Origin of the sequence: Clostridium sp. LIBA-8841, assembly GCF_034439435.1 — a bacterium.
GTDB lineage: Bacteria > Bacillota > Clostridia > Clostridiales > Clostridiaceae > Sarcina.
In genome coordinates, this window is sequence record NZ_JAPCKJ010000002.1 from 416,794 (window position 1) to 437,226 (window position 20,433).

The following is a 20,433-nucleotide window of genomic DNA, read 5'->3' on the forward strand; positions in this document are numbered from 1 at the left end:
AACACCTCCTTGTTTTGCTATTGTATGTTTTTTCTAAACACTTTTTTGTTTTAGCTATTAATGTCTACTTTGTTTTTTAATTCCATACAGAAAAAGCTTACTTAAACTTTAATTTTCCTTTAGTTAAATTATGTATTAGCCTATATGACTATTTTAGTAACCTCATTTCAAAACTTACTTTTTAATTTACATTATGTCACCATTAAAAAGTGAGGATTCATTCCTCACTTTTTATTATCTTTTTAAATAAGCTATCATTTGATTTTTATATAAACTTCGACTAAATTTCTACATCAAAAAAAGATTAAGACTCTCCTAAGAAAAGAAGACTCTTAATCTTTCAAATATATCTACTATACCTACAAAATCACTTTTCTATTCCTCTACAGGAATTAAAATTGCGTTTCGAATAAATTTTGCACCTTCTGGTGTTAGGTTTTGATCTCTTAAATAATACTTTCTATTATTAATACTTAAATAATAAAGATCTAAAATTTTACACTCTTTATTATGTCTAGTCAAATATCTAACAACCGCTCTCATAAAATCAACTCTACTTAGAAAGTCTTCATTTAAAGTTATTTTTATTCTTTCATTACTTTTGTATAACATAATGCAACACCCCTTATAATAATCATAAATTCCTTACAAAGTGAATCATGTTAAAATACAAAGTCTTTAAAATAAATAAAGTTTCCACAATTCTATACCACCATAGTATACTTTAACAAGAAAAGAGTTTACTATGGGAAAAGCAAAACTAAAACTTTTAGGCTATCAAGAAACACTTACAAAAATCACAAAAAATAAACCACTTTTAAGTTTATATAACTAAAGGCTTAAGCCTTGTTTTTTCTAGTAATCTCTCTTTTCTTGCCACCTTTATTATACTACTACCGCCTTATTATGTAAACATTTTCTATGAATTTTTTATAAACAATTTTATGTAAATTAACTTAAATAATGTCAAAAAAATAGGACCATATTTTAAGTTCTTTTTAATTTTTTATATAAGAATAATTCTTTCTATTTTCTCATATAAAAATCAACTTTAACTTAAAATAAAGTCCTAAAATTAAATTTTAACCGTTATTCTATCATAGTCTAATTAAATTGCTCTTTATAAGGGTCATACCATGCTACGCTCCATTTCATTTTTTCACATAATTCAAAAAGTTCGTCCTCATCATTTATGGATTTTTCAGTTATTAATTTATGAGTTTCCTTATTTACTAAAAGTCCATTTTCAAAGTTTCCTGCACTTTCAGGATATAAAGAAACACTTCTTATATGTGAAAATTCAGCTGTTTTAAATTTTAAAGGCTCTAGAGTTAATTCATCAGCATCTATTTTATATTTATTCTTTCTTTTTTTCTTTAAGGCTTTTCTAATTTCAACCATATCTCTTCCATATTCAAGCCTTAATATTCTAGCCTTATCACTATTTGTTATGGCATCATAATACTTCTGAGAAAGAGCAAGATATTTCTCAGTTTTTCCTGCTCCACTCTCCTCAATTCTTTTATATATAAGTTTAACTATTTCAAAACCTCTAACGTAGGTTGTATTTCCAATATTCATTTTATATTTATCATATATCTTATCTAAAAGATATGCTGCATTTCCCTTTGTTGTCCTTAAGATTGAATGTAATCTATCCTCTCTAATCCAAACCCATCCCTTATTATCTAAAAAAGAAGAGCCCTTCCAGGCATTATCAATTTCCTTGTGTACCTTGGAAGAAAGCTCCTCATTTCTTTCAGGCTCTTTAAAATCAAAGTCATTACCACTATACTTAAAAATTTCTAGAGCTTTACAATCACTTTCGCTTTTATTAGCCATTCTTCACCATATTCTTATAAATGGCATTTAGTTTTGCCATAGCTTTATCTGCCTTTGGATGATTACATTGATCTGGATGAATACATTTAGCAATCTTATTCATCCAATTTCTAGCTCTAGTCTTATTACTATAATGAGCCTTAGTAATTCCTAGCTTTTTAGATCTTATATCTCCATCAAGTTCTAAAAGATAAAAAATATACTCATTGCTTAAACTTGAGAAATATGTTGTAGGAATTTCTGATATTTCATGAACCTCTGGTTCTGGCTTTGGTAAAAGTTCCTTAGCCTTCTCTAAAACATCTTTATAACTAACAACTTTATTATAAAGATCATTCCATCCTCTACATTTCATATTAACTAAAGGACCAGCATCTTCTTGTATTTTATTTTTAACCGTCTTAAAAGTTCCAAGCTCCTTTAACTCATCTAAAGACTTAATTTTAATCCAATTCATTTTTCTATCCTTAAAAATTACTCCCATGTAAATATATTAAATTCAATAACTTAATATTACTTAAATATAAAAATAATCCTATATTTAGAAATTATTTTCTTTATATATTTAAGTATTACCTTACTTTATTTCATATATTGCTTAATTATTTTTTCGTCTAGAAAAAGTAAAGCACTTTCTCTACTTTTAATTTTTTAAGTATAAAATTTCTATTTTTTAAGCTATTAATAATTAAATTTTCAAAACAAAATAAAAAACTTATAAATATTACAAAAAGAGAATTCTTCTATGACATATTTATAAGCTTTATTACTTCTCAACTATTTAAATATATTAAAAGCCTTCACGAAAAGGTGGAAATACATAATCATCTTTTCTCTTAAGTGCAATTAAAACCTCTTCTCCACAAATATCTTTGCACACTGTAGTTCCTCTAAAAACCTTAAGATTATCACAAGCTCCCATTTTAAGAAACTCCATAATTGCCTCAACCTTTGTATCATAACAAGCTTCCGGAATCTCTTTTCCCTCTGGAGTAATCTCTGCTATTATATATTTCTCAGAAATATACTTACACCAAGCATTTTCCTTATCCCAATCAACTCCAAATTTTTCACACATTACATCATACCAGTTTTCAGCCAACTTTTCCTTTTCGGATTTCTTTCTTTTTCCTACTAACTCTTCTTTCAACTTCATAACCGCATATCTAAGATAAAAAACCTTGTCCACTTCATCTTCAAACTCATATAAATTAAGATCAAATCCATAAGTTTTATAAACCTCAGTAACCTTCTCATTAAGTTTCTTAGAATCAATTACAAAATTTCCGTTCTTTGTCTTATATGTAGTAACTCCCATTCCTGTTCTCCTTCATCTAGAAATATTATTATTTTTAATCTATTAAAACTTTAGTTATAAATTAATTTGTACTAGCTTATTTAAGCTTATAAACACAATATTAAAAAACTGTATTAAAATTTGGCTAATTTTTAAGTTAAGCTTCGAATTTAAATATGAATTTAGAACTCTGCAAAAGCAAAAAACTTAAGAATCTAATCTAAAACTTAAATGCAATAACAAAAATACTTCTCTATATAAATAATTGTTAACATTTTGTTATCACATTTTATATAATAGCATAAATAGTAAAAGGCTACCAGTTCTTTATAACACTACGTTCTTATAACTTTTAAATATTTATTTTATACTAAAGTTCTCTATTTATTGAATAATTTTTTAATAAAATTTATTCCTAAATATTATTGTAATTAAGCTAATTTTAACTTTTAGCTAGTCCTTAATATTTACTTAACCAAAAGAACATTCTAAGTTTAGTCTACTTTATTTAAATGGCTACTCTCTCTATAAATTGACCCTATGAAATGGTAATTACACAAGTCCTACTATCAATTAAATAAAAATGAACTAAAAACAGATTTCATTCTATATATATATTATATCATTATAAAGTTTCTAATATTAATAAATATTATTGTTTTTTCTATTATTCCATCATATTTATTAAGTAAATAAACTTATATTCTTTACTAGATTAATAACACTTTCAAACAATATATTTTTAAATATACTAATACCCTACTAACTTAATAAGTTTATTAATAGAAGTTCTATCTTCCAAGTTACATGATATTTTACTTAATAGTTCTTGTACCTCTTCCTTCTCAAAGAATATACAGGCTCTTTCTTTGCTATCATTCATCATATGTTCAAATTCATAAAATAAGCCCCTTAAACTCCATTCATATCCATCTCCATATAACCACTCACTCTTTTCTAATCCCTTACTAGCTACTACAGCTGCTTTAATATGTCCTTGCACCTTATTGTAGACCTCGTCATCTCTTAAATTAAGTGATTCTCTTATAATTACATCCATATTTTCTTCTAAAGATATAGTTAGAGATTTCTTATAACTATTAATCTCATTTTTCTGATAAAAAATTACAAATATAGCAATTATCAATAATAATATATACATAATTCTCTGATTCTTTAGTTTTAAATTTACCTCTTCTTTAATCAAATACCTATCCCCCTATTAGAAAGATTTATATATAGTTAAAATTATATATATCCCTTATTTTACCATATATATTTTATTATATATTATTTAAAATAGATACTATAAAAAATTTACAATTTAAGTAGAAATAATATTAAAATACTGTTTTAATATATATAATAGATCATTAAATTTTAGAAGATGTTAATTATATCACTAAAGAAATCTTATATTGAAATAATCACTTGATTTGAAACTAAAGGAGAATTTATTATGAATAGAAAAGATTTAAATAAAGCTAATATAAAAATAGAAAAAGATTTTTGTGAAATCTGTGGTGAAGAAATGGAAGAAAATAAGTTTGCTTATGACTATGATGAAGAAAATAAACTTGTTTTCAAATGCCCTGCTTGTGGTCATAGAAAGGTTAGAAACTTGTAAAATAGGTTATATTTTATATAAATGTTAATTTTACTAGCATTAAAACCTAACTTAAGAATTTATCTAAAAATCAATACTAGGTTAAATCATACATAAATAAAACACAAGAAATATTCTTGTGTTTTATTTTAATTAGTTAAGCTTTTTATTAATTTCTGATTTACTTCCTAACACACGATTCTCACTATTGTATACAGCAATGGTATATTCTAGCTCTCCCCAATCTCCAATTGAATCCTTAAGACCCTTATAAATTTCACTACTTGAAAGAACATCTTCTATTTCTTCAATTGATACTCTATCTGAAAGTATTTTTGTATCTTTAGTAGCTTTAAGTTCATCTCTTTTAAACACTCTTTTCGTATATGTACCATCTCCTAAAGGAATATTAAGAGATAGCTCTAGTGCATAACTTCTTCCCTCTTTATAGTCACCCTCAACTGAATATATTACTTCTGATTCCTCTGAATATATAGATGCTTCTTTTAATGAAACATCAGAGTGAAGATCATCCTTTGTAGAAAACTTTGTTCCTAAAAATCCAAGTAATGTTACTAATAACACCACTATGGCTACTATAGTTTTCTTCATTTTAAATACCTTTCTATGAAATGTTTATTATAAATATATAATAGCATATTTTATAACATTTTTGTTTATATATTACAATTCTTTGCAATACGTTTAATAGGTGTTTTCTCTAAAATTTCTCTACTTAAATATATTATTTTTCCAGTTTTCTGACTCTTACTTATCTTCAATGAATTCACCCATTTAATCTATATGTACTAAGGCTGACTTTTTAACATCATATCCCTTTGGTACAAGTCTTATTAAGCTATATTCTTCTGACTCTTCTGATTTAAAGCTTGAACCTCCTTAAATTGAAGATAAAATAAATTCTTTAAAAAGTATGTTCTTAACTCTTCTAAATTCCCATCATTATCTCCATTATAATTTAGATTTTTAGATACTTTAAACCTTCCTCTATTAGCTAAAAGCTTTCTTAACTCTAAAACATTTAAAATATTATCATTTTTATTCACAAATTAAGCAAGGGATCATGTTTGATCTAACATGATCCCTTGCTTAATTTGTGAATTTTAATTAATTATATCAGCCTACATTAATATTAACTAAAGGCTATTTCTATATTTGCATGTATTTTTCTATTTAATACTATAAAAATATATCTCTTATATTTTTTGATATATTATCACTACAAATTTAATACTTTTATAAGAATATTTTTAATTCATATAAAGTATTTAATGATATAATTAATCTGTTATAAAATTTATACTTCTCACTATACTAAAATATTATAGTAAAGGTATTCAAATTCTTATTTAAGGAAGTGGATTACTTGGAAACACGGACTAGAAATTACTTAATTGACAATAGTAAAGGACTTCTAATATTTTTGGTTGTTTTGGGACACAGCTTAGAATTTATTAGAAAGGATTATGAGCTAGCAAGATTTTTATATGTTTTTATATATGAGTTTCATATGCCTGTATTTGTTTTTATTTCAGGCTATCTTTCTAAGAATGTGGAAAAAGGACGTAAGAATGCTGTTAGGAACTTTCTTATACCATTTTTACTCTTTAATATAATATGGAATATACTTGAGTTAATTGGTTCATTATTTTTGCATGGTAGATTTATTGAACCTCCTAATGCACAGGCATTTTCTTTTTTTACTCCTGGATGGGCATTATGGTATATATTCGCTATGTTTTTATGGAAGATTTTCTTGCCAGACCTTTTGAAATTTAAAAATGTATTTATTCTTAGTATTATTGTTGGTATAGTTGTAAAACTATCTGGTGAGTTTGGAGCTTATATGGCTCTTTCTAGAACTATTACCTTTGCACCTTTTTTCTTAGCTGGATATTACTCTAGTGAGGAAAGACTAAAAAAGCTTAAGAGATTTATAAAATTTAGATTTTTAAATAAGGTGCCTGCACTGCTTATTGTAGCCGTGGGAATTCTAATAGCTTTTGTATTTGTTAGGTTTACAAATATTCCTGATGAGTTTTTCTGGGCGGATAGATCATATCATAGTTTTAATATGAATCTAATTACTGCCGTACTGCTTTATATTTCAGTTTATATTATAGGATTTGCTTTCGTCTATGTTTTCATAAACTTAATGTCTGAAAGGGCAACATTCTTATCAAAAATAGGTAAAAATACTCTTGCAGTATATTTCCTACATACTTACTTTATAGGTAGCATTTTAGGATTAACAACTTTAATGTCTAGTAACTCCGGAAAGCTTTTTGCTTTGATACTAGGCTCTTTAATAGTTACTTTTATTCTTTCTAGAGATAAAGTAGCTAGAATTTTCACTAAGTTCTTAAATAAAATTAACAACTTATTATTTATAAAGGATTAAGAGGGTAAATATTTATTTTATCCTCTTTATTTTTTGCTTTAATTATTTTTAATAACTTTTTTATCTAAGAAAATATCTTACACATCTACTTACTATTATACTGTTTCATAGTTATCATATACAGAGATTCAACAAATACACTTAACGAAGCTAATAATATAATTACCCTTAAAACTATATTTACATTTTTTATAAATATTTCTAAAAAATATTGATTTAGTATATAAAGTATTATTAGGTAAGTCATACTAAAGGATATTCTTGTCTTTGGATTAAAATCTAAATCAATATCTTCTGTTAATTCTTTTATTCCTAGGAAAAATAATAACTTTCTATAAAACTTAACTTTTTTCATAAAATCTCTCCCTATAATATCCCTTTGATATTATATTTATATAATATAATTCTTTAGGTATTCATAGTGTACTAATAAACGTAGGGAAGTAGTTTATAAAAACCACTTCCCCACTGTCTTTTATCATATACCTTAAGTTATTATTAAAATCTAATAACTTAAAAACTTAATTATGAACTTATCTATATCTTGCTCTTAGGTCTACTATTGCACCGTCTACTAATTCTCCAACAGCTTTAAATTGCCAATCACCATTATTTCTTATAAGTTCTGAGAATATAAGTGATCTTGCATTTGTTCCATCTTCACTTAAGTTGTATCTACAGATTTCACTGTATCCTTTATCTACATCAAGTAATCTTACATATGCATTTTTAACTTGAGAGAAAGTTTGTCCTCTTTCTTTTCCATCATATATACATATGGCAAATACTATTTTTTCACACTCTATTGGGATATTGTTTAATGTAACAGAAATTTTTTCATCATCTCCAGAACCAGCACCTGTTAAGTTATCTCCATGAAGATTAATTCCTTTACCTTTTTTACATCCAAAATAAACTATATTGGTTGTGCTGTCCTTTATTAACTTCCCATCTTTGCCTAAAAGAAAAGCCACAAGATCTAAATCAAAGTCTTTCCCTCCACCAAAGCCGAATAATCCTTTTTTCTTAGCAACATCCCATCCAGCACCTAACATAACATTATTAAGACCTGGATTCTTTTTTGTTAAATCTAATATATCATTCTTTTGTAAATTTAACATATCAATTCTCCTTACCCTCTTAAATTCATTTAAATTTTCATAAATATTTTGCTTTTGTATGTAAAAATTATTTTATAAATTACTTATATAAGCTCTTTATACCTTTTATTTACCTTTATATGCAATAGGTTGTCCCTAATAAGGAACAACCTACTTTTTTTATTCATCTTAAAGTTAAATTACAACTTAATTTCCACTTAACTTTAATTGTCTAAAGGGCTAGAAAAATCACCCTCATCCTAAAATCAAACTTATCTTTAAATCATAATGTTCTACTTAATATTCTCTTACTATTTCATTAATCTAAATTATTACATATATAAAGCTAAAAGACCGTTTAAATCAGCTATTTTTCCTTCTCCAAGAGCTTTGAACTGCCAGTCAAAACCGTCTCTATATAATTCAGCAAATATTATTGATGTTACAGTTGAACCATCTTCTTTTAAGTTAAATCTACAAACTTCTTTTTCATTATTTTTAGCGTCCAGTATTCTAACATATGAGTTATCAACCATTCCAAAAGTTTGTCTTCTTTCTTGTGCATTATGAATAGTTACACAGAAAACTATTTTTTGTACATCACTTCTTATTTGTGATAAATCTATATTTATTCTCTCATCATCGCCATTTCCAGCACCACTTCTATTATCACTACTTAAAGCAATACCTTGTCCTTGTGGGTTATTGAAGAAAATAACATCAGCTGGTACGTTAGCAACTTTACCATTTCCATTTAATAAAAATGCAGCTATATCTAAATCGAAGTCTTGTCCACTTACTGCTACATCCCATCCAGCTCCTAATATAACTTGTTGAAGTCCTGGATTTTTCTTAGTTAAGTCTAATATATCATTTTTTTGTAAGTTTAATGGACTTACTCCATTATTAAAAGGATTTGAGTTATTTGATGAGTCATTATTTCCACCAAACATTCCGCCTAAATTTATTGCCATATTAAAACCTCCAATTTCTCTCTTTAATTTATTTAACACTATTAAATTATGTTATTATAAATACATTTAATATTAGATTTATTTTACCTCAAAAATCTATAATAAGCAATTTTTTCAATATTTGTTTTAAAACTATAAGATAATACAAATCAATATTTCCATAGCATAAAACCTTTTACTTACTATACACTATATATATTTTTCTTAACATCAGCCTTAATAGCTTCAAGCTTCTTAGTGTTCTCATCTCTTTCTTGCTTATTTTTTCTTTGAATTTCCTTAGTATCCTCGATACCTTTCATTATTGTTTGATATGATTTCTCTAAGCTTTCCACAGCAATTGAACTTCCTGAAGCCATTTTAGCTATTTCAACTGACTGTCTAGAAGTATTTGATGCATTTCTCATAATAAGCTCATTTGTCTTATCATCTAACTGCTTCATTGACTTAGCCTGAATATCCTGTCTCTTTAAAATAACAGCTTGTGCTAAGCATTGTTTAAATATTGGAAGAGTTATTATGAAAGATGAGTTTATCTTTCTCATAAGGTTAAAGTTTGACATTTGAATTGTTTGAATCATAGGTGCTGCTTGAATAGCCACATTTTCAGCCACTCTCAAGTCATAAACACGTTGTGATAGCATTTCCTTACTAAGCTCTAACTTTTGGATCATCATATTTCTTTCATCCATATTCATTTGAGTGTTCATAGAGAATTGTTCTATATAAGAATCTACTTCCTCTATAGCTAATTCACCAGCAACAATGTATTTTTCAAGAAGTTTATAAAACTCCATGTTTGTGTCAAAAAGCTTTTTAAGCTTAGTGTTTGAATCTCTAATTTCACTTTCATATTTTTTTAAAAGTACATACACCTTCTCAACCTCATATCCCATAGTATCGTACTTTTGGAAAAGCTTAGCTATGGTAGTTTGTGCTCCTTTAAATATCTTTGATAAGAAGGATTTATCCTTATCATTTCCTTCGAGTTCTTTAATATCAAACTTGTCCATAATTTTAGTTAAGTGAACAAGCATCTCACTGGCTTCTTCAGCCTTAACTGACTTCATTGAATTTAAAAGTTCATCTGAAACTCTTGAAATCCCTTCACTAGCCTTTTGCCCAAACTTAATTATGGAGTTAGGATTTTGAACCTCTATTTCTCCAGTTAAATTTTGAACCTCTGGAAGTTGTCTTAAAGCCTCCTTATAGGCATTAGTTTCTTCAAAAAGTTCCATGGCATTCACCTCTGAAGCCTCCATATTGTTATTTTGCAAATCCATGTTATTATTAATATTTATCATAAAAATTCTCCTCTCATACTCTTGCTTATCCCCTGTATTTTTCCCTTAATCTAACTACCTTTAAAGCTAGATTTTATCTTTTAAACTTTCACCAAGAACACCTAAATTCCTAACTAACAATATCTAACTAAAATAAAACTTCCTAAATAGATGACTTTATAAATCTTCTTAAAAGTCTAAAAGCTTAGAAAATAAGCTTTTCTTAGTTTCCTTTCCCTTATAAGATAAAAGCTTCCTAAAGTTTAAGTTATAATTCATTCTATTTAATCTTATAACATTAACCTTTCCTGTTTTAATTACATTATTTATGTTGAAAAGCCCTGATGGATTGAAGATAACTATATCAAAACCAACCTTGTGTAAATACCCAAGAAGCATTGTCACATCCTCTGAAATCTCCTCTTCTCCATTTAAGGCAATAACTATCTTTGGGATATTAGATGTGAAATCAAAGCTATCTACCAGTCTTATTATGTCTTTACTTAAGGACAGGATTAAAACTAAGAGCTTTAAGCTTCTTTCCCTATCAAAATTCTTTACAAAAAGATCCTTATCTAATAATGTTTCATTAAATTTACTTAAAAGTAGGTTTTGAACCTCTTCACTATACTTACCAAAGCTGTAAACTGGTAACTCCTTTATTTTTTCAATATCAAATGTTCCATCACTTAGTTGATAAAACATAAGTTGATACATGTCCTCTGTAACAGTCCCATCTCCTGATATTTCTCCAGTATTAAAGAACAAGGTATTAGGTGAATTTTTACAGTGTTTAAGAAGTTTTACATATTCATATGTATCTTCATACTCACCATCTATCTTCATAAAAATACAAGGTACTCTAACTGTTTTCCCTTTAACTCCAAAGTTATGTCTAAGCTTTGAAGGTTCATTCCAATAAATATATATATCTTCTAAAATTGTGTCTAATAAGATAACTTCTGTATTTCCATCTCTAAATTGCCAAGGCTTAAACATGCCTGTATTAGAAAATAGTTCCTCTTCAACCTCTCTTTGAATTTTCTTAGTAATAGTCTCATTATCCTCTATTACCTTTCCTCTAGCTGCTCGCTCCTTAAAACTTTCTACTGGTAAAATACTTTTACTAAGAATCTCTTGGCTCAGCTTATCCCTATCTAATTCATTGAAATATTCCTCTTTTAAAGGATTTATATAAAGCACATCAAAACTCATTAAATGAAGAAGTATTAAAAAGTAAATTTCATGCTTTTCAATATTTCCATAGTAGACACACTTAGGGTTAACCTCTCCGTAGAAGTCTATTTCTCTTAAATAAGTGTATGACCACACAATTAGTTTTGTAATAAAGTTATTTCTTAGATTATCATTAAAAAAGCTTTCCTTTGAAAGAGCAATTGAAACCACATAGTCTAAAGCTCTTAGGAATACTGAATTAACTTCTCTATTATTAAAAATATTTATTTCCTCATTTTTAAGATTTTGTACATCCATTCTATTTAGCTCATTAAGAATATACTGGATAAGCTCCATTTCTCCACTTAAAGGAATTTTTCCATCAAAAATAATTGATATATCTTTATTCTCTTCACACTTAACTTGAAGGGTTTTTAAGATGTTATCATAGTTATCTCGATTAAAAACTCCAATAAATCTATAAAAACAAGGTTTAAATTCTCCATTTTTAGATGCTCTACTTACTCTATCCTTAAACATCCCAAAAACTATCTGTCCTAAATCAGTATGCACCAAAATTTCACCTCTTTTATACTTCTGTAATTATGTAACTTTATTGTATATTATTTTATATCCAACAATCAACATATTAGGAATTTTTCATAAACTAACAATAATTTAATCCATGAACTTTTAGCCTTCTCTGTTATCCCTATAAAATTCCAATTAAATATACAAAATAAGAGAGCATATCCTAAGATATACTCTCTTATAATATAATCATCAACAAACTCTATTTACTTACTTGTGCTTTCTATATAAGCTTTTGAAGTTAATTTTATTTTTAATTTATCAAAACTTTCTCTCTGAGCTTCAGACATTTGTCTTCCCTCTAAGCTTTTTTCAAGTAATAAAGCATCTGCATAGCTTCCATTATCTATAAACTCATTTAACTTGCTCATATCACTATCTATTTCTTTATCATATTTATCTTTTCCCTCTATATTTTTAGTAAGATTATCTACGCTTTGTTTGAAACTTGCATAAGCTTCGTCTTTATTTCCTATAGCTTCAATTTTAATTTCTGCTTTACTAATATCTCCATTTTCAAAAGCCTTCTCTGCCTCTAAATAATTCTCTATCATATCTCTTAATTCTTTCACTTCTTGATTCTTAGGATTATCATCTAAGGCTAATTCTAAAGAAACAACTGCCTTTTCATATTGTTTTTCATCAATAAGTTTTTTCCCTTTAGCTACTGCTTTATCTGAACTATTACATCCCATAAAACCTCCTGCTAAAGCTATAATAAATACTCCTGAAATCAAAAACTTAATACTTTTTTTCACTTAATTAACCTCCTGTTCACTGCCCTAAATTGTTTTAATTTAATCTAGCAAAGTAAATCAAGTAAAATCATAATCAACTTTGAAGTTTCTACTGTTATTTAACAGATATCTCTTTACTTTTAACCTTATAAATAAAGCAATTTTTATTTATTTCCCCTATAATTCTACTCCTCTGTAACACAAAAAAATAATATACTTTTTTCCCCTTATAAAATCACCCTCTATAATTTAACATGCATTTCTATAATTTTTTCACTCCTATTTCCATCTCAGTAAAATAGTAGCATATTTTGAATAATAAGTAAATATTCTTAACTTAAGAAAATATTAATGAATAAATTGGTAAAAATTTTAAAACAAAATACCACTTCCTCTAAAAGTACTAAACCAAAGGGATAATCTAGATACCACTAAATTATCCCTTATATATGTAAAATTTATTTTTCTTATTTTTGTGAGTTTATACAAATTTATATAAGCTTTATGTAACTATTTAACTTAGAGAGCTGAATTTCATTTTTCATCTTATAAACTCCATACTTGTGCTCAACAGCTTTTCCTCCAAGCTTTCTAACATGCCATTGAATATTCACTCTATCCTCTACGCCTTCTACATCCTCATAATCATCACTTTTTATTTTTAGATAGCACTGTCTGATAACTTTACAAAGTTCCCTTGGCATTTTTATTTCTCTCATAGCTCTTACTATACCTTCTTCTCCTTCAATTAAAAGAACTTCAAAAGTATAATCTAAATCCTCTGAAAGATAAAAATCATTAGAAGCAAAATTTAAATCAACTGGAAATGCACTACATTCCAATACTCCATCTACAGTAAGAGTAAAGCCCACAAAATCTCGTAAAAGCTCAAAGTCTTCTTTAGGATATATTTGAAACCCAAGTTCTATCTTTCCAAAGTTAATAGCAAACTGATCTTCTAATGTTGAATTATCCCATCTAAGTAAAAGGTTAAATTCATCCTTACTCTGAAGAATCATTGCACTATCTCCTTTAATATCCATATAAGTCTTATCTCCTATACCAACAATAACCCCCTCATCATCATAAGTCTCATCTAACTCTGAATTCTTTTTAAGCTCTTCCTTAGCCTCATCAAGGTTACTTAAGAAAAACTCCTCTTCGAATTCTTCCGTTTTAATAAGTTCTCTGACGAAATCTTTGACATCACTAAGCTTCTCATCCATCATAAAAACCTCCCCATTTATTACAATAATATTTTAAACCATTATATACCAAAACGTCCTATTGGTACAGAGAATTAAATAGACTGTATCAAAATGGTTACTTAATTAAACCCATTTTAATACAGTCTTCTGTAAAACCATAAACTTAATATTTACTTATCCAATAAATTATTATTTATTTTTTAGTCTTCTATATACTTATCCAAAGTAGACTTTTCTGGCTCATCTGTAAAGCTATAAAGACTAAAACTCTCCTCCACTTGCTTTGAAGTTATTCCATCAAAAAGTATTGAATCAAGATTCTCAATATCATCTAAAGCAAGCTCCCTATCATATTCTTCATTTGTGATCTTCACATAGTACTCTCTAATAATCTTACAAAGTTCCCTTGGAAGTCTAATGTGTCTCATAGCTCTTACAGTATGCTTTTCATCTATAGCTACTATATTTAAAGCATAGTTCATCCTCTCTGAAAATTCAAAATCCTCAGGAGTAAAATTAAAATCTAGCCTCATGTCACTATAATCTACAGCATCCTTAATAGATAAAGTAAAACCTACAAAATCATAGTGCATATTAAATTCTTCCTTCTTAAAAAGCTGAAATCCAAAATCAACTTTTCCTTTACTAACGCCTCTAAAACTTTTCTTCGCTTCACTTGGAAACCTTAGAATAACTAGGAGACTATCCTTGTCCGTCAAAAGGCTAACCATATCCTCTGAAAGGTCTATGGAAAGTTTACTGCCAACCTCTAAATAACAATCTTCATCTTCTTCTCTGTATTCTAACTCTTGAAGGTTGTCCTTTCCTAAAACCTGATATAAATACCTTTTAAACTCAATATCAAATTCATTTTCCATTCCTTAAGTCGTCTCCTCCATTTAAAAATAACCTTCAATTATTATATATCAACAAACTTATAGTTACAAACCATATTTTAACCATTTTATAATTCTAAAAAGCTATAAAAAGGGGAGAGGTGCTAAAAAAACAGAATATTCCAATTAATATTCTATTTTGCTTTTATATAGTAATATATACCTTAATATTTATTTCTTACTAATCTCTTTTAAAATAAATACTCTATTTATGATAAGTAATATATAAATATTATAAAATTAAGTCGGTATATGTTTTAGAACAAAATTAAACACATACTGACTTAATTAGCACATTTAAAGAATCTAAAAAATTTAATAAAACTATAATGCCATAAGTAATGTCCCTATGAAAATTAATATTCCTCCTCCAATTGTTTTTATGGTTACTTCCTCATTTAAAATAAAGAATGCCATTACTACTGTTATTATGATACTAAGCTTGTCTATAGCTATAACCTTAGTTACTTGACCAACCTGAATAGCTTTATAGTAGAAAAGCCAAGAAAGACCAGTGGCTAATCCTGAAAGTATTAGGAATAACATTGATGTATTAGAAATATTTTTTATTCCCTTAAAACTGCCTGTAACAAAAACAATACCCCAAGCTAATACTAATACAACTACTGTTCTAATAGCTGTAGCTAAATTTGAATTTACATTCTCAATTCCTATCTTGGCTAAAATAGAAGTTAATGCTGCAAATATAGCTGATAACATAGCGTAAATAAACCACATATTATTTCTCCTTTATTAATTGAAATAGATTATCACTATCATATTTTATCATAAATATTTTATTTTTAATAAAAATAATCCTAAAATTAACATATTCTTTAGAGAATATAATATTATAAAGATTAGATGCAAAATAATGTTTAAATCATAATAAAAAAGGTAGAGCTTCTTAAAATGAAATCCCTACCTTTTCATATCTATTAAGTTATACTAGTTATTTTATTTTATCTCTTAATTTTAAAAGAGCATCTCTTATTTCTTTAACCTCCTCATGAGTAAAATTTTCAAATATGCTATCAAAACTATTGTTTATATCATATTTGAAAGTTCTTGCAAAGTCTATTCCTTTTTTAGAAAAGATTATATAAGTATTTCTCTTATCTTTTTCATCCTTAAATTTTTCAATATATCCCATATTTTCAAGTCTTGAAACAATACCAGAAACTGTACCTTTAGAAAGAGACATTTCATCACAAAGCTCCTTAACTGTAACTTTTCCTTTGTGAGCGATAAGTTTAATAACTGTTATTTGTTGGTGAGTAAGTCCACTTTCCTTAAGCCCCTCACTAACCTTCTCCACAGTGCTTGAGTAAATTTCCTTTATAAGCATAGCTATTTCAAATGAATCATAATTCATACAAATCCCTCTTTTCTTAAAAACACCTTGTGTCTCATAATTTATTTTTATTGAATCTTTAAAACGTATTTTAAACCACTTTTGATTTTTATGTATATCCTAAATTCTAAATAGATATTAAAATCACTTTAAACTAAATTATAAGTTTAAAAAATATTCTAAATTCTTAACCTTATAAAATTAATGGTACATGGAGTTTATTAAACTCTATGCACCATCATCTTTTTTAATACTAAATATTAGCTTATTTTATATTTAACTTTTAAATTGTTAAATGTGAAAAATCCTACGAAGAAATATACACCAGCCATAAATAATGCTGCTCCTAATCCAATATAGAAAGTTCCTAAGTAAATTGGATTAAATATTCCTAAGTTTCTAACTGTAATTCCAAAGAAAATCATAAATCCCATTATGATATAACTTTTAAAATCAAAAAATGAAAATACACAATGTTTATCAAGTTCACTATTTACAATTCTTGTTGTATGTTTTTTAAACATCTTACTAAATATAAATTTGAAAAATACAAAGAATACAATAGCAGCGAAAATAGTTGTAAAAATCAAGTTACCGTGATGGGATATAACATCTCCAAATCCTAAAGTAAATACTCTAAATCCTGCAAATCCCCAAACTAATCCTGCTATAAAAAGTAGAACCTTCTTACTAACTCTTGGAGTAAATTTTTTAATTCCTTCCATAGGTGTCATCTCCTCTAAAATCATCTTAATCTATTAAATGCTAAACCTTCAAAAATGGTTCGCATGAGAACTCTTTGTTCTTATGCAAACTATTTTACTCTCAATAATTATTATTGTCAAATAAAAATTTTTAGCTTACTTATAATAGCTTTAAGCAATCCTAATAAACTAAAAAAGGAACACTTAAAGTATATTTTTTATATACTAAAGTACTCCTTTTCTTTTTCTAGGCTATTAATCACAGAAGATTTCTAATATGGTTAATAGCCTTATTTAATTCTATCCTCTTCTAGAGTATTCACTCATAATCATTCCATCAAAAGTTTTCACATTATCAAGTTTTAACTTGATTTCAGGGTTACCCTCCTTAAATAGAGGAATTCCTTTTCCTAGGACAACTGGTATTGTAGTTATTATGTATTTATCAATTAGATTCCTCTTCATTAAAGTATCGATGAACTCACATCCTCCTACAATCCAAATATCTTTACCCTCTTCACTTTTAATCTTCTCAATAAACTCATTTGAATCCTCATTTATAAATTTAATATCATCATTGTAAGTTTTTGTTTTACTATAAAGCTTTCCAAAATCCTCATTAACAAAGATTATATCATTGCTTTTATCTCTTAAACTCTCTTCAAGTAAAGCTTCCTCATCTATTTTATTTTTTGTGAATATATAGCTTTTTTTGCCTTCATATGGCCAAACTTCTGGACTTAATTCATTAACTATTTGCTCATAAGTTTTTCTTCCCATGATTACAGTATCTATTCCACTTAAGAATTCTTCATATCCATGGTCTATATTCTCTTCTTTTCCTTCTCCTACAAGCCAATTAACATCTCCATTTTCCTTTGCAATATATCCATCCAAACTTTGTGCAATATATAATATTACTTTTCTATCTTTACTCATATCTAATTTGTTGTAAATAATATGTATATTTTCTTTTAGTATCCTTTATCTACAAATCTATTTTAAGTAATCATAATTCTCTTATACTAAACATATAACTCCCAAATAAATAATAAGCCTTTAAACTTATTACTAATCTCAACAGTACAATTAATAATTACGTAAAATAACTCTTCTAAAGTGTACTTAAAGATACATATTACCTCAACGTTCACCTCCTAAAGTAAGTATTTTTATTTTTAGACTATATTTAAATTAATCTATCCCTGAAAATCTAGCTAAAAATCAACACTAGTTTAAAGCAAAGCCTAAATTAATATTCTCTTAAAATATAAGAAAGTTTTCCCTTTCTTATATATAAGTTTACTACTAAAATTAATTAAATTAAAATTTCATATAAACTGAATAAATACTCTTTGGTAAAATCTTTTCTTGAATTCATAAGTAAGCTTTCAAATATGTAGTATAAAAGATTCCTTTAAGGGAAACCTAACTGTGTATCCTTATAGAAGTTAAGACTCCATTTTTGTGATTGATGTTCATCACCTCCTAAAAGTCTTAATTTCTCAAATTTTCTATATGCCTTTTTAAATTGAAGACGGCTATACCTTTATATTTCCCCCTTCTGAGAAACGTTGGGTATAGCCTCCTTATTTTCATTTAACATTATATCTTATAAGCTTAAAAGCTGTAATTACGAAAACAACTACTCCTACAAAGGATAAAAGTCCACTTAAATAAAAGAATATATCCCCTACTAAAGTTATACCAACAAAATTTAAGAACCCTATAGAATCCTGAAACACTTTCACTTGAAGTAGTACAAGCATAAAAGATCCTAAACCTACTAAAAGCAATTTAGTGTTTTTACTGTCCATACAATAAATTTCCCCCTATATTTTCACCTTACTTATTTCCCTATTTTCCATTTGAAATATTTATTTACAAAAACTAAGAAAATCACTAATAAAATAGTCATTATAAATGGCTCTAATATACCATACAATTCGCTAAAGCTTTCCAATTTAAATTCCTCCTTATTTAACCCTAAAGCCAATAATAGTTTAAAATATAGCTACTGGTTAGAAAAACTTAAACTCCTTAAATATCTTCCCTCTTCTTTTATATCTATTGGTTTTTCCACGATCCCAGTTTCCACAAGGTATTCATTAGTAAGACCAAAAATTTGATGCCAAAGTTCATTAGCAACTTCCTTAATATCCACTTTATGTTTTAATGCCATTAAATTTTTATTGCCTTTTTCAAAATCAATAAAGAAATTTTTAATAAGTTCTAAGGTTTCATTAAGAACTAATGATGATATTTCCTTAATTATAACCCTATCATCTTCTGTAAAAATAGGAACTTCACACTTAATAATCCCATTTTTACTATCTAAACTAACATAATTTATTTCTTTAAGAAAATCTACTAAATCCTTTTCTTTTTTATCTAACTCTAAGTACTGTACCTTAGAATTTAGTATTTTTAAAATTAAATTTCCACACTCTTCAGCTATTTCTCTATTTTTATTCTCAATAATCTTTATATATGCTAAGTTTAACTCTTTAAAGTCAGTAGCATCTTCAAGCTTTTTTTGGCTTTTCCTAAAAAATCTATACATATCTTTTCTATTTCCATTGGCATCACCAAAACTATTAAAATTAAAGCTCTTACTTCTAAAATTGTTACTACTGCATAATAACCTATTACTATGAGATTCGATTTCTTCTCCTTCTTCATAACCAATAACTAAATAATCTCTATTATCAGGTTGATTTTTTGAGGTACAGAAAATATCCTTATCTCCGAAGAAATCTATAGCTGTTCCATCAAAGATATCATCACATATTATGTGATATAAAAGCCTTTCTTTACTAAAATTTGAAAAGCTTGATAAATTCTCTATTTTATTATAAATTATAGCCTTATTTTCAATTATTATATCACCTATTTGATTACCAATATTACATAAGTACTTATCTAATTCTTTTAAATCTTCTTCTAAAAATACTGGGAAATTTATCTTATATCTATTATCTTTACTTTCAATAAAATTTACCTCTTTAAAAGAGGTTATTAATTCATCAAATAGCTTCTCCTTTATTCCTAAAGTATTGATAATTTCATCTCTAGATATTGTATAAGGATTATTCTTTGCTATTATATATAAAATTTCTCGTGCAAATTCTTTATTACACACATATTCTGGACTATATTTATCATAAATACCTATTTCTCCAAAGAAATATAAATTTACTCTCTTGTTATCCATTTTATCACCCCAATAAAAATATTTAACTA

General features: G+C 26.8%; 23 protein-coding genes. 2 read left to right on the forward strand and 21 right to left on the reverse strand.

Translation table 11 applies throughout. The features are described from left to right. Window positions 1-375: 375 nt before the first annotated feature. The 5 genes from OIF33_RS07545 to OIF33_RS07565 all read right to left on the reverse strand — a co-directional run bounded on the left by OIF33_RS07545 (window position 376) and on the right by OIF33_RS07565 (window position 4,346). Entirely contained in the window at window positions 376-612 is a 237-nt protein-coding gene (locus tag OIF33_RS07545) for a branched-chain amino acid ABC transporter substrate-binding protein (protein ID WP_322503618.1), read from the reverse strand. Between the two features lie 492 nt (window positions 613-1,104). Beyond that, on the reverse strand, window positions 1,105-1,842 hold the full coding sequence (locus OIF33_RS07550) for a hypothetical protein (RefSeq protein ID WP_322503619.1): 738 nt from the start codon (window positions 1,840-1,842) through the stop codon (window positions 1,105-1,107). Beyond that, window positions 1,835-2,299: a hypothetical protein gene (locus OIF33_RS07555; RefSeq protein ID WP_322503620.1), complete on the reverse strand. Its 465-nt coding sequence runs from the start codon at window positions 2,297-2,299 to the stop codon at window positions 1,835-1,837. The genes OIF33_RS07550 and OIF33_RS07555 overlap by 8 nt, the downstream gene beginning before the upstream one ends. Window positions 2,300-2,632: 333 nt before the next feature. After that, complete coding sequence (locus OIF33_RS07560) at window positions 2,633-3,160, reverse strand: hypothetical protein (protein ID WP_322503621.1); 528 nt, start codon at window positions 3,158-3,160, stop codon at window positions 2,633-2,635. A gap of 730 nt (window positions 3,161-3,890) precedes the next feature. Next, window positions 3,891-4,346: a hypothetical protein gene (locus OIF33_RS07565; RefSeq protein ID WP_322503622.1), complete on the reverse strand. Its 456-nt coding sequence runs from the start codon at window positions 4,344-4,346 to the stop codon at window positions 3,891-3,893. A 252-nt stretch (window positions 4,347-4,598) separates the two neighbouring features. Between OIF33_RS07565 and OIF33_RS07570 the strand changes: the two genes are divergently transcribed. Further along, window positions 4,599-4,766 (forward strand): hypothetical protein, encoded by a 168-nt coding sequence (locus OIF33_RS07570; protein ID WP_322503623.1) that lies wholly within the window; start codon window positions 4,599-4,601, stop codon window positions 4,764-4,766. Between the two features lie 132 nt (window positions 4,767-4,898). Here OIF33_RS07570 and OIF33_RS07575 read toward each other — a convergent pair whose 3' ends face one another. Both OIF33_RS07575 and OIF33_RS07580 read right to left on the reverse strand, forming a co-directional pair. Then, complete coding sequence (locus tag OIF33_RS07575) at window positions 4,899-5,357, reverse strand: hypothetical protein (protein ID WP_322503624.1); 459 nt, start codon at window positions 5,355-5,357, stop codon at window positions 4,899-4,901. 242 nt (window positions 5,358-5,599) lie between these two features. Beyond that, a complete protein-coding gene (locus OIF33_RS07580) occupies window positions 5,600-5,812 on the reverse strand; it encodes a hypothetical protein (protein WP_322503625.1) in 213 nt (70 codons plus the stop codon). Between the two features lie 320 nt (window positions 5,813-6,132). On the opposite strand from OIF33_RS07580, the gene OIF33_RS07585 reads away from it, so the two are divergent. Next, the gene (locus OIF33_RS07585) at window positions 6,133-7,167 is read left to right on the forward strand and encodes an acyltransferase family protein (RefSeq protein WP_322503626.1); all 1,035 of its coding nucleotides are present in this window, start codon (window positions 6,133-6,135) and stop codon (window positions 7,165-7,167) included. Window positions 7,168-7,252: 85 nt separating this feature from the next. Here OIF33_RS07585 and OIF33_RS07590 read toward each other — a convergent pair whose 3' ends face one another. The 14 genes from OIF33_RS07590 to OIF33_RS07655 all read right to left on the reverse strand — a co-directional run bounded on the left by OIF33_RS07590 (window position 7,253) and on the right by OIF33_RS07655 (window position 20,404). After that, entirely contained in the window at window positions 7,253-7,522 is a 270-nt protein-coding gene (locus OIF33_RS07590; protein WP_322503627.1) for a hypothetical protein, read from the reverse strand. A 178-nt stretch (window positions 7,523-7,700) separates the two neighbouring features. Beyond that, complete coding sequence (locus OIF33_RS07595; protein ID WP_322503628.1) at window positions 7,701-8,288, reverse strand: TerD family protein; 588 nt, start codon at window positions 8,286-8,288, stop codon at window positions 7,701-7,703. A 311-nt stretch (window positions 8,289-8,599) separates the two neighbouring features. Continuing rightward, window positions 8,600-9,241, reverse strand: coding sequence for a TerD family protein (locus OIF33_RS07600; RefSeq protein ID WP_322503629.1), 642 nt, complete (start codon window positions 9,239-9,241; stop codon window positions 8,600-8,602). 182 nt (window positions 9,242-9,423) lie between these two features. After that, window positions 9,424-10,545, reverse strand: a complete 1,122-nt coding sequence (locus OIF33_RS07605; protein ID WP_322503630.1) for a toxic anion resistance protein — start codon at window positions 10,543-10,545, stop codon at window positions 9,424-9,426. 168 nt (window positions 10,546-10,713) lie between these two features. Then, the gene (locus OIF33_RS07610; RefSeq protein WP_322503830.1) at window positions 10,714-12,273 is read right to left on the reverse strand and encodes a YceG family protein; all 1,560 of its coding nucleotides are present in this window, start codon (window positions 12,271-12,273) and stop codon (window positions 10,714-10,716) included. A 224-nt stretch (window positions 12,274-12,497) separates the two neighbouring features. Further along, window positions 12,498-13,049, reverse strand: coding sequence for a hypothetical protein (locus tag OIF33_RS07615; RefSeq protein WP_322503631.1), 552 nt, complete (start codon window positions 13,047-13,049; stop codon window positions 12,498-12,500). Window positions 13,050-13,519: 470 nt separating this feature from the next. After that, window positions 13,520-14,257, reverse strand: a complete 738-nt coding sequence (locus tag OIF33_RS07620) for a hypothetical protein (protein ID WP_322503632.1) — start codon at window positions 14,255-14,257, stop codon at window positions 13,520-13,522. A 179-nt stretch (window positions 14,258-14,436) separates the two neighbouring features. Further along, on the reverse strand, window positions 14,437-15,114 hold the full coding sequence (locus OIF33_RS07625) for a hypothetical protein (RefSeq protein WP_322503633.1): 678 nt from the start codon (window positions 15,112-15,114) through the stop codon (window positions 14,437-14,439). A gap of 342 nt (window positions 15,115-15,456) precedes the next feature. Then, window positions 15,457-15,870, reverse strand: coding sequence for an EamA family transporter (locus tag OIF33_RS07630; protein WP_322503634.1), 414 nt, complete (start codon window positions 15,868-15,870; stop codon window positions 15,457-15,459). 214 nt (window positions 15,871-16,084) lie between these two features. Beyond that, window positions 16,085-16,507, reverse strand: a complete 423-nt coding sequence (locus OIF33_RS07635; RefSeq protein ID WP_322503635.1) for a MarR family winged helix-turn-helix transcriptional regulator — start codon at window positions 16,505-16,507, stop codon at window positions 16,085-16,087. A 239-nt stretch (window positions 16,508-16,746) separates the two neighbouring features. Further along, complete coding sequence (locus tag OIF33_RS07640) at window positions 16,747-17,211, reverse strand: hypothetical protein (RefSeq protein ID WP_322503636.1); 465 nt, start codon at window positions 17,209-17,211, stop codon at window positions 16,747-16,749. A gap of 279 nt (window positions 17,212-17,490) precedes the next feature. After that, a complete protein-coding gene (locus tag OIF33_RS07645; protein ID WP_322503637.1) occupies window positions 17,491-18,129 on the reverse strand; it encodes a dihydrofolate reductase family protein in 639 nt (212 codons plus the stop codon). Window positions 18,130-18,785: 656 nt separating this feature from the next. Continuing rightward, window positions 18,786-19,007: a hypothetical protein gene (locus OIF33_RS07650; RefSeq protein WP_322503638.1), complete on the reverse strand. Its 222-nt coding sequence runs from the start codon at window positions 19,005-19,007 to the stop codon at window positions 18,786-18,788. Window positions 19,008-19,204: 197 nt separating this feature from the next. Continuing rightward, on the reverse strand, window positions 19,205-20,404 hold the full coding sequence (locus tag OIF33_RS07655; protein ID WP_322503639.1) for a hypothetical protein: 1,200 nt from the start codon (window positions 20,402-20,404) through the stop codon (window positions 19,205-19,207). Window positions 20,405-20,433 lie beyond the last annotated feature (29 nt).

What these genes read in the sequence shown, in the direction of transcription:
- OIF33_RS07630 (WP_322503634.1), bottom strand. Translation starts at nt 15,870, where the DNA reads ATGTGGTTTATTTACGCTATGTTATCAGCTATATTTGCAGCATTAACT.
- OIF33_RS07545 (WP_322503618.1), bottom strand. Translation starts at nt 612, where the DNA reads ATGTTATACAAAAGTAATGAAAGAATAAAAATAACTTTAAATGAAGAC.
- OIF33_RS07635 (WP_322503635.1), bottom strand. Translation starts at nt 16,507, where the DNA reads ATGAATTATGATTCATTTGAAATAGCTATGCTTATAAAGGAAATTTAC.
- OIF33_RS07590 (WP_322503627.1), bottom strand. Translation starts at nt 7,522, where the DNA reads ATGAAAAAAGTTAAGTTTTATAGAAAGTTATTATTTTTCCTAGGAATA.
- OIF33_RS07550 (WP_322503619.1), bottom strand. Translation starts at nt 1,842, where the DNA reads ATGGCTAATAAAAGCGAAAGTGATTGTAAAGCTCTAGAAATTTTTAAG.
- OIF33_RS07645 (WP_322503637.1), bottom strand. Translation starts at nt 18,129, where the DNA reads ATGAGTAAAGATAGAAAAGTAATATTATATATTGCACAAAGTTTGGAT.
- OIF33_RS07620 (WP_322503632.1), bottom strand. Translation starts at nt 14,257, where the DNA reads ATGATGGATGAGAAGCTTAGTGATGTCAAAGATTTCGTCAGAGAACTT.
- OIF33_RS07575 (WP_322503624.1), bottom strand. Translation starts at nt 5,357, where the DNA reads ATGAAGAAAACTATAGTAGCCATAGTGGTGTTATTAGTAACATTACTT.
- OIF33_RS07555 (WP_322503620.1), bottom strand. Translation starts at nt 2,299, where the DNA reads ATGAATTGGATTAAAATTAAGTCTTTAGATGAGTTAAAGGAGCTTGGA.
- OIF33_RS07655 (WP_322503639.1), bottom strand. Translation starts at nt 20,404, where the DNA reads ATGGATAACAAGAGAGTAAATTTATATTTCTTTGGAGAAATAGGTATT.
- OIF33_RS07640 (WP_322503636.1), bottom strand. Translation starts at nt 17,211, where the DNA reads ATGGAAGGAATTAAAAAATTTACTCCAAGAGTTAGTAAGAAGGTTCTA.
- OIF33_RS07600 (WP_322503629.1), bottom strand. Translation starts at nt 9,241, where the DNA reads ATGGCAATAAATTTAGGCGGAATGTTTGGTGGAAATAATGACTCATCA.
- OIF33_RS07605 (WP_322503630.1), bottom strand. Translation starts at nt 10,545, where the DNA reads ATGATAAATATTAATAATAACATGGATTTGCAAAATAACAATATGGAG.
- OIF33_RS07595 (WP_322503628.1), bottom strand. Translation starts at nt 8,288, where the DNA reads ATGTTAAATTTACAAAAGAATGATATATTAGATTTAACAAAAAAGAAT.
- OIF33_RS07650 (WP_322503638.1), bottom strand. Translation starts at nt 19,007, where the DNA reads ATGGACAGTAAAAACACTAAATTGCTTTTAGTAGGTTTAGGATCTTTT.
- OIF33_RS07560 (WP_322503621.1), bottom strand. Translation starts at nt 3,160, where the DNA reads ATGGGAGTTACTACATATAAGACAAAGAACGGAAATTTTGTAATTGAT.
- OIF33_RS07570 (WP_322503623.1), top strand. Translation starts at nt 4,599, where the DNA reads ATGAATAGAAAAGATTTAAATAAAGCTAATATAAAAATAGAAAAAGAT.
- OIF33_RS07625 (WP_322503633.1), bottom strand. Translation starts at nt 15,114, where the DNA reads ATGGAAAATGAATTTGATATTGAGTTTAAAAGGTATTTATATCAGGTT.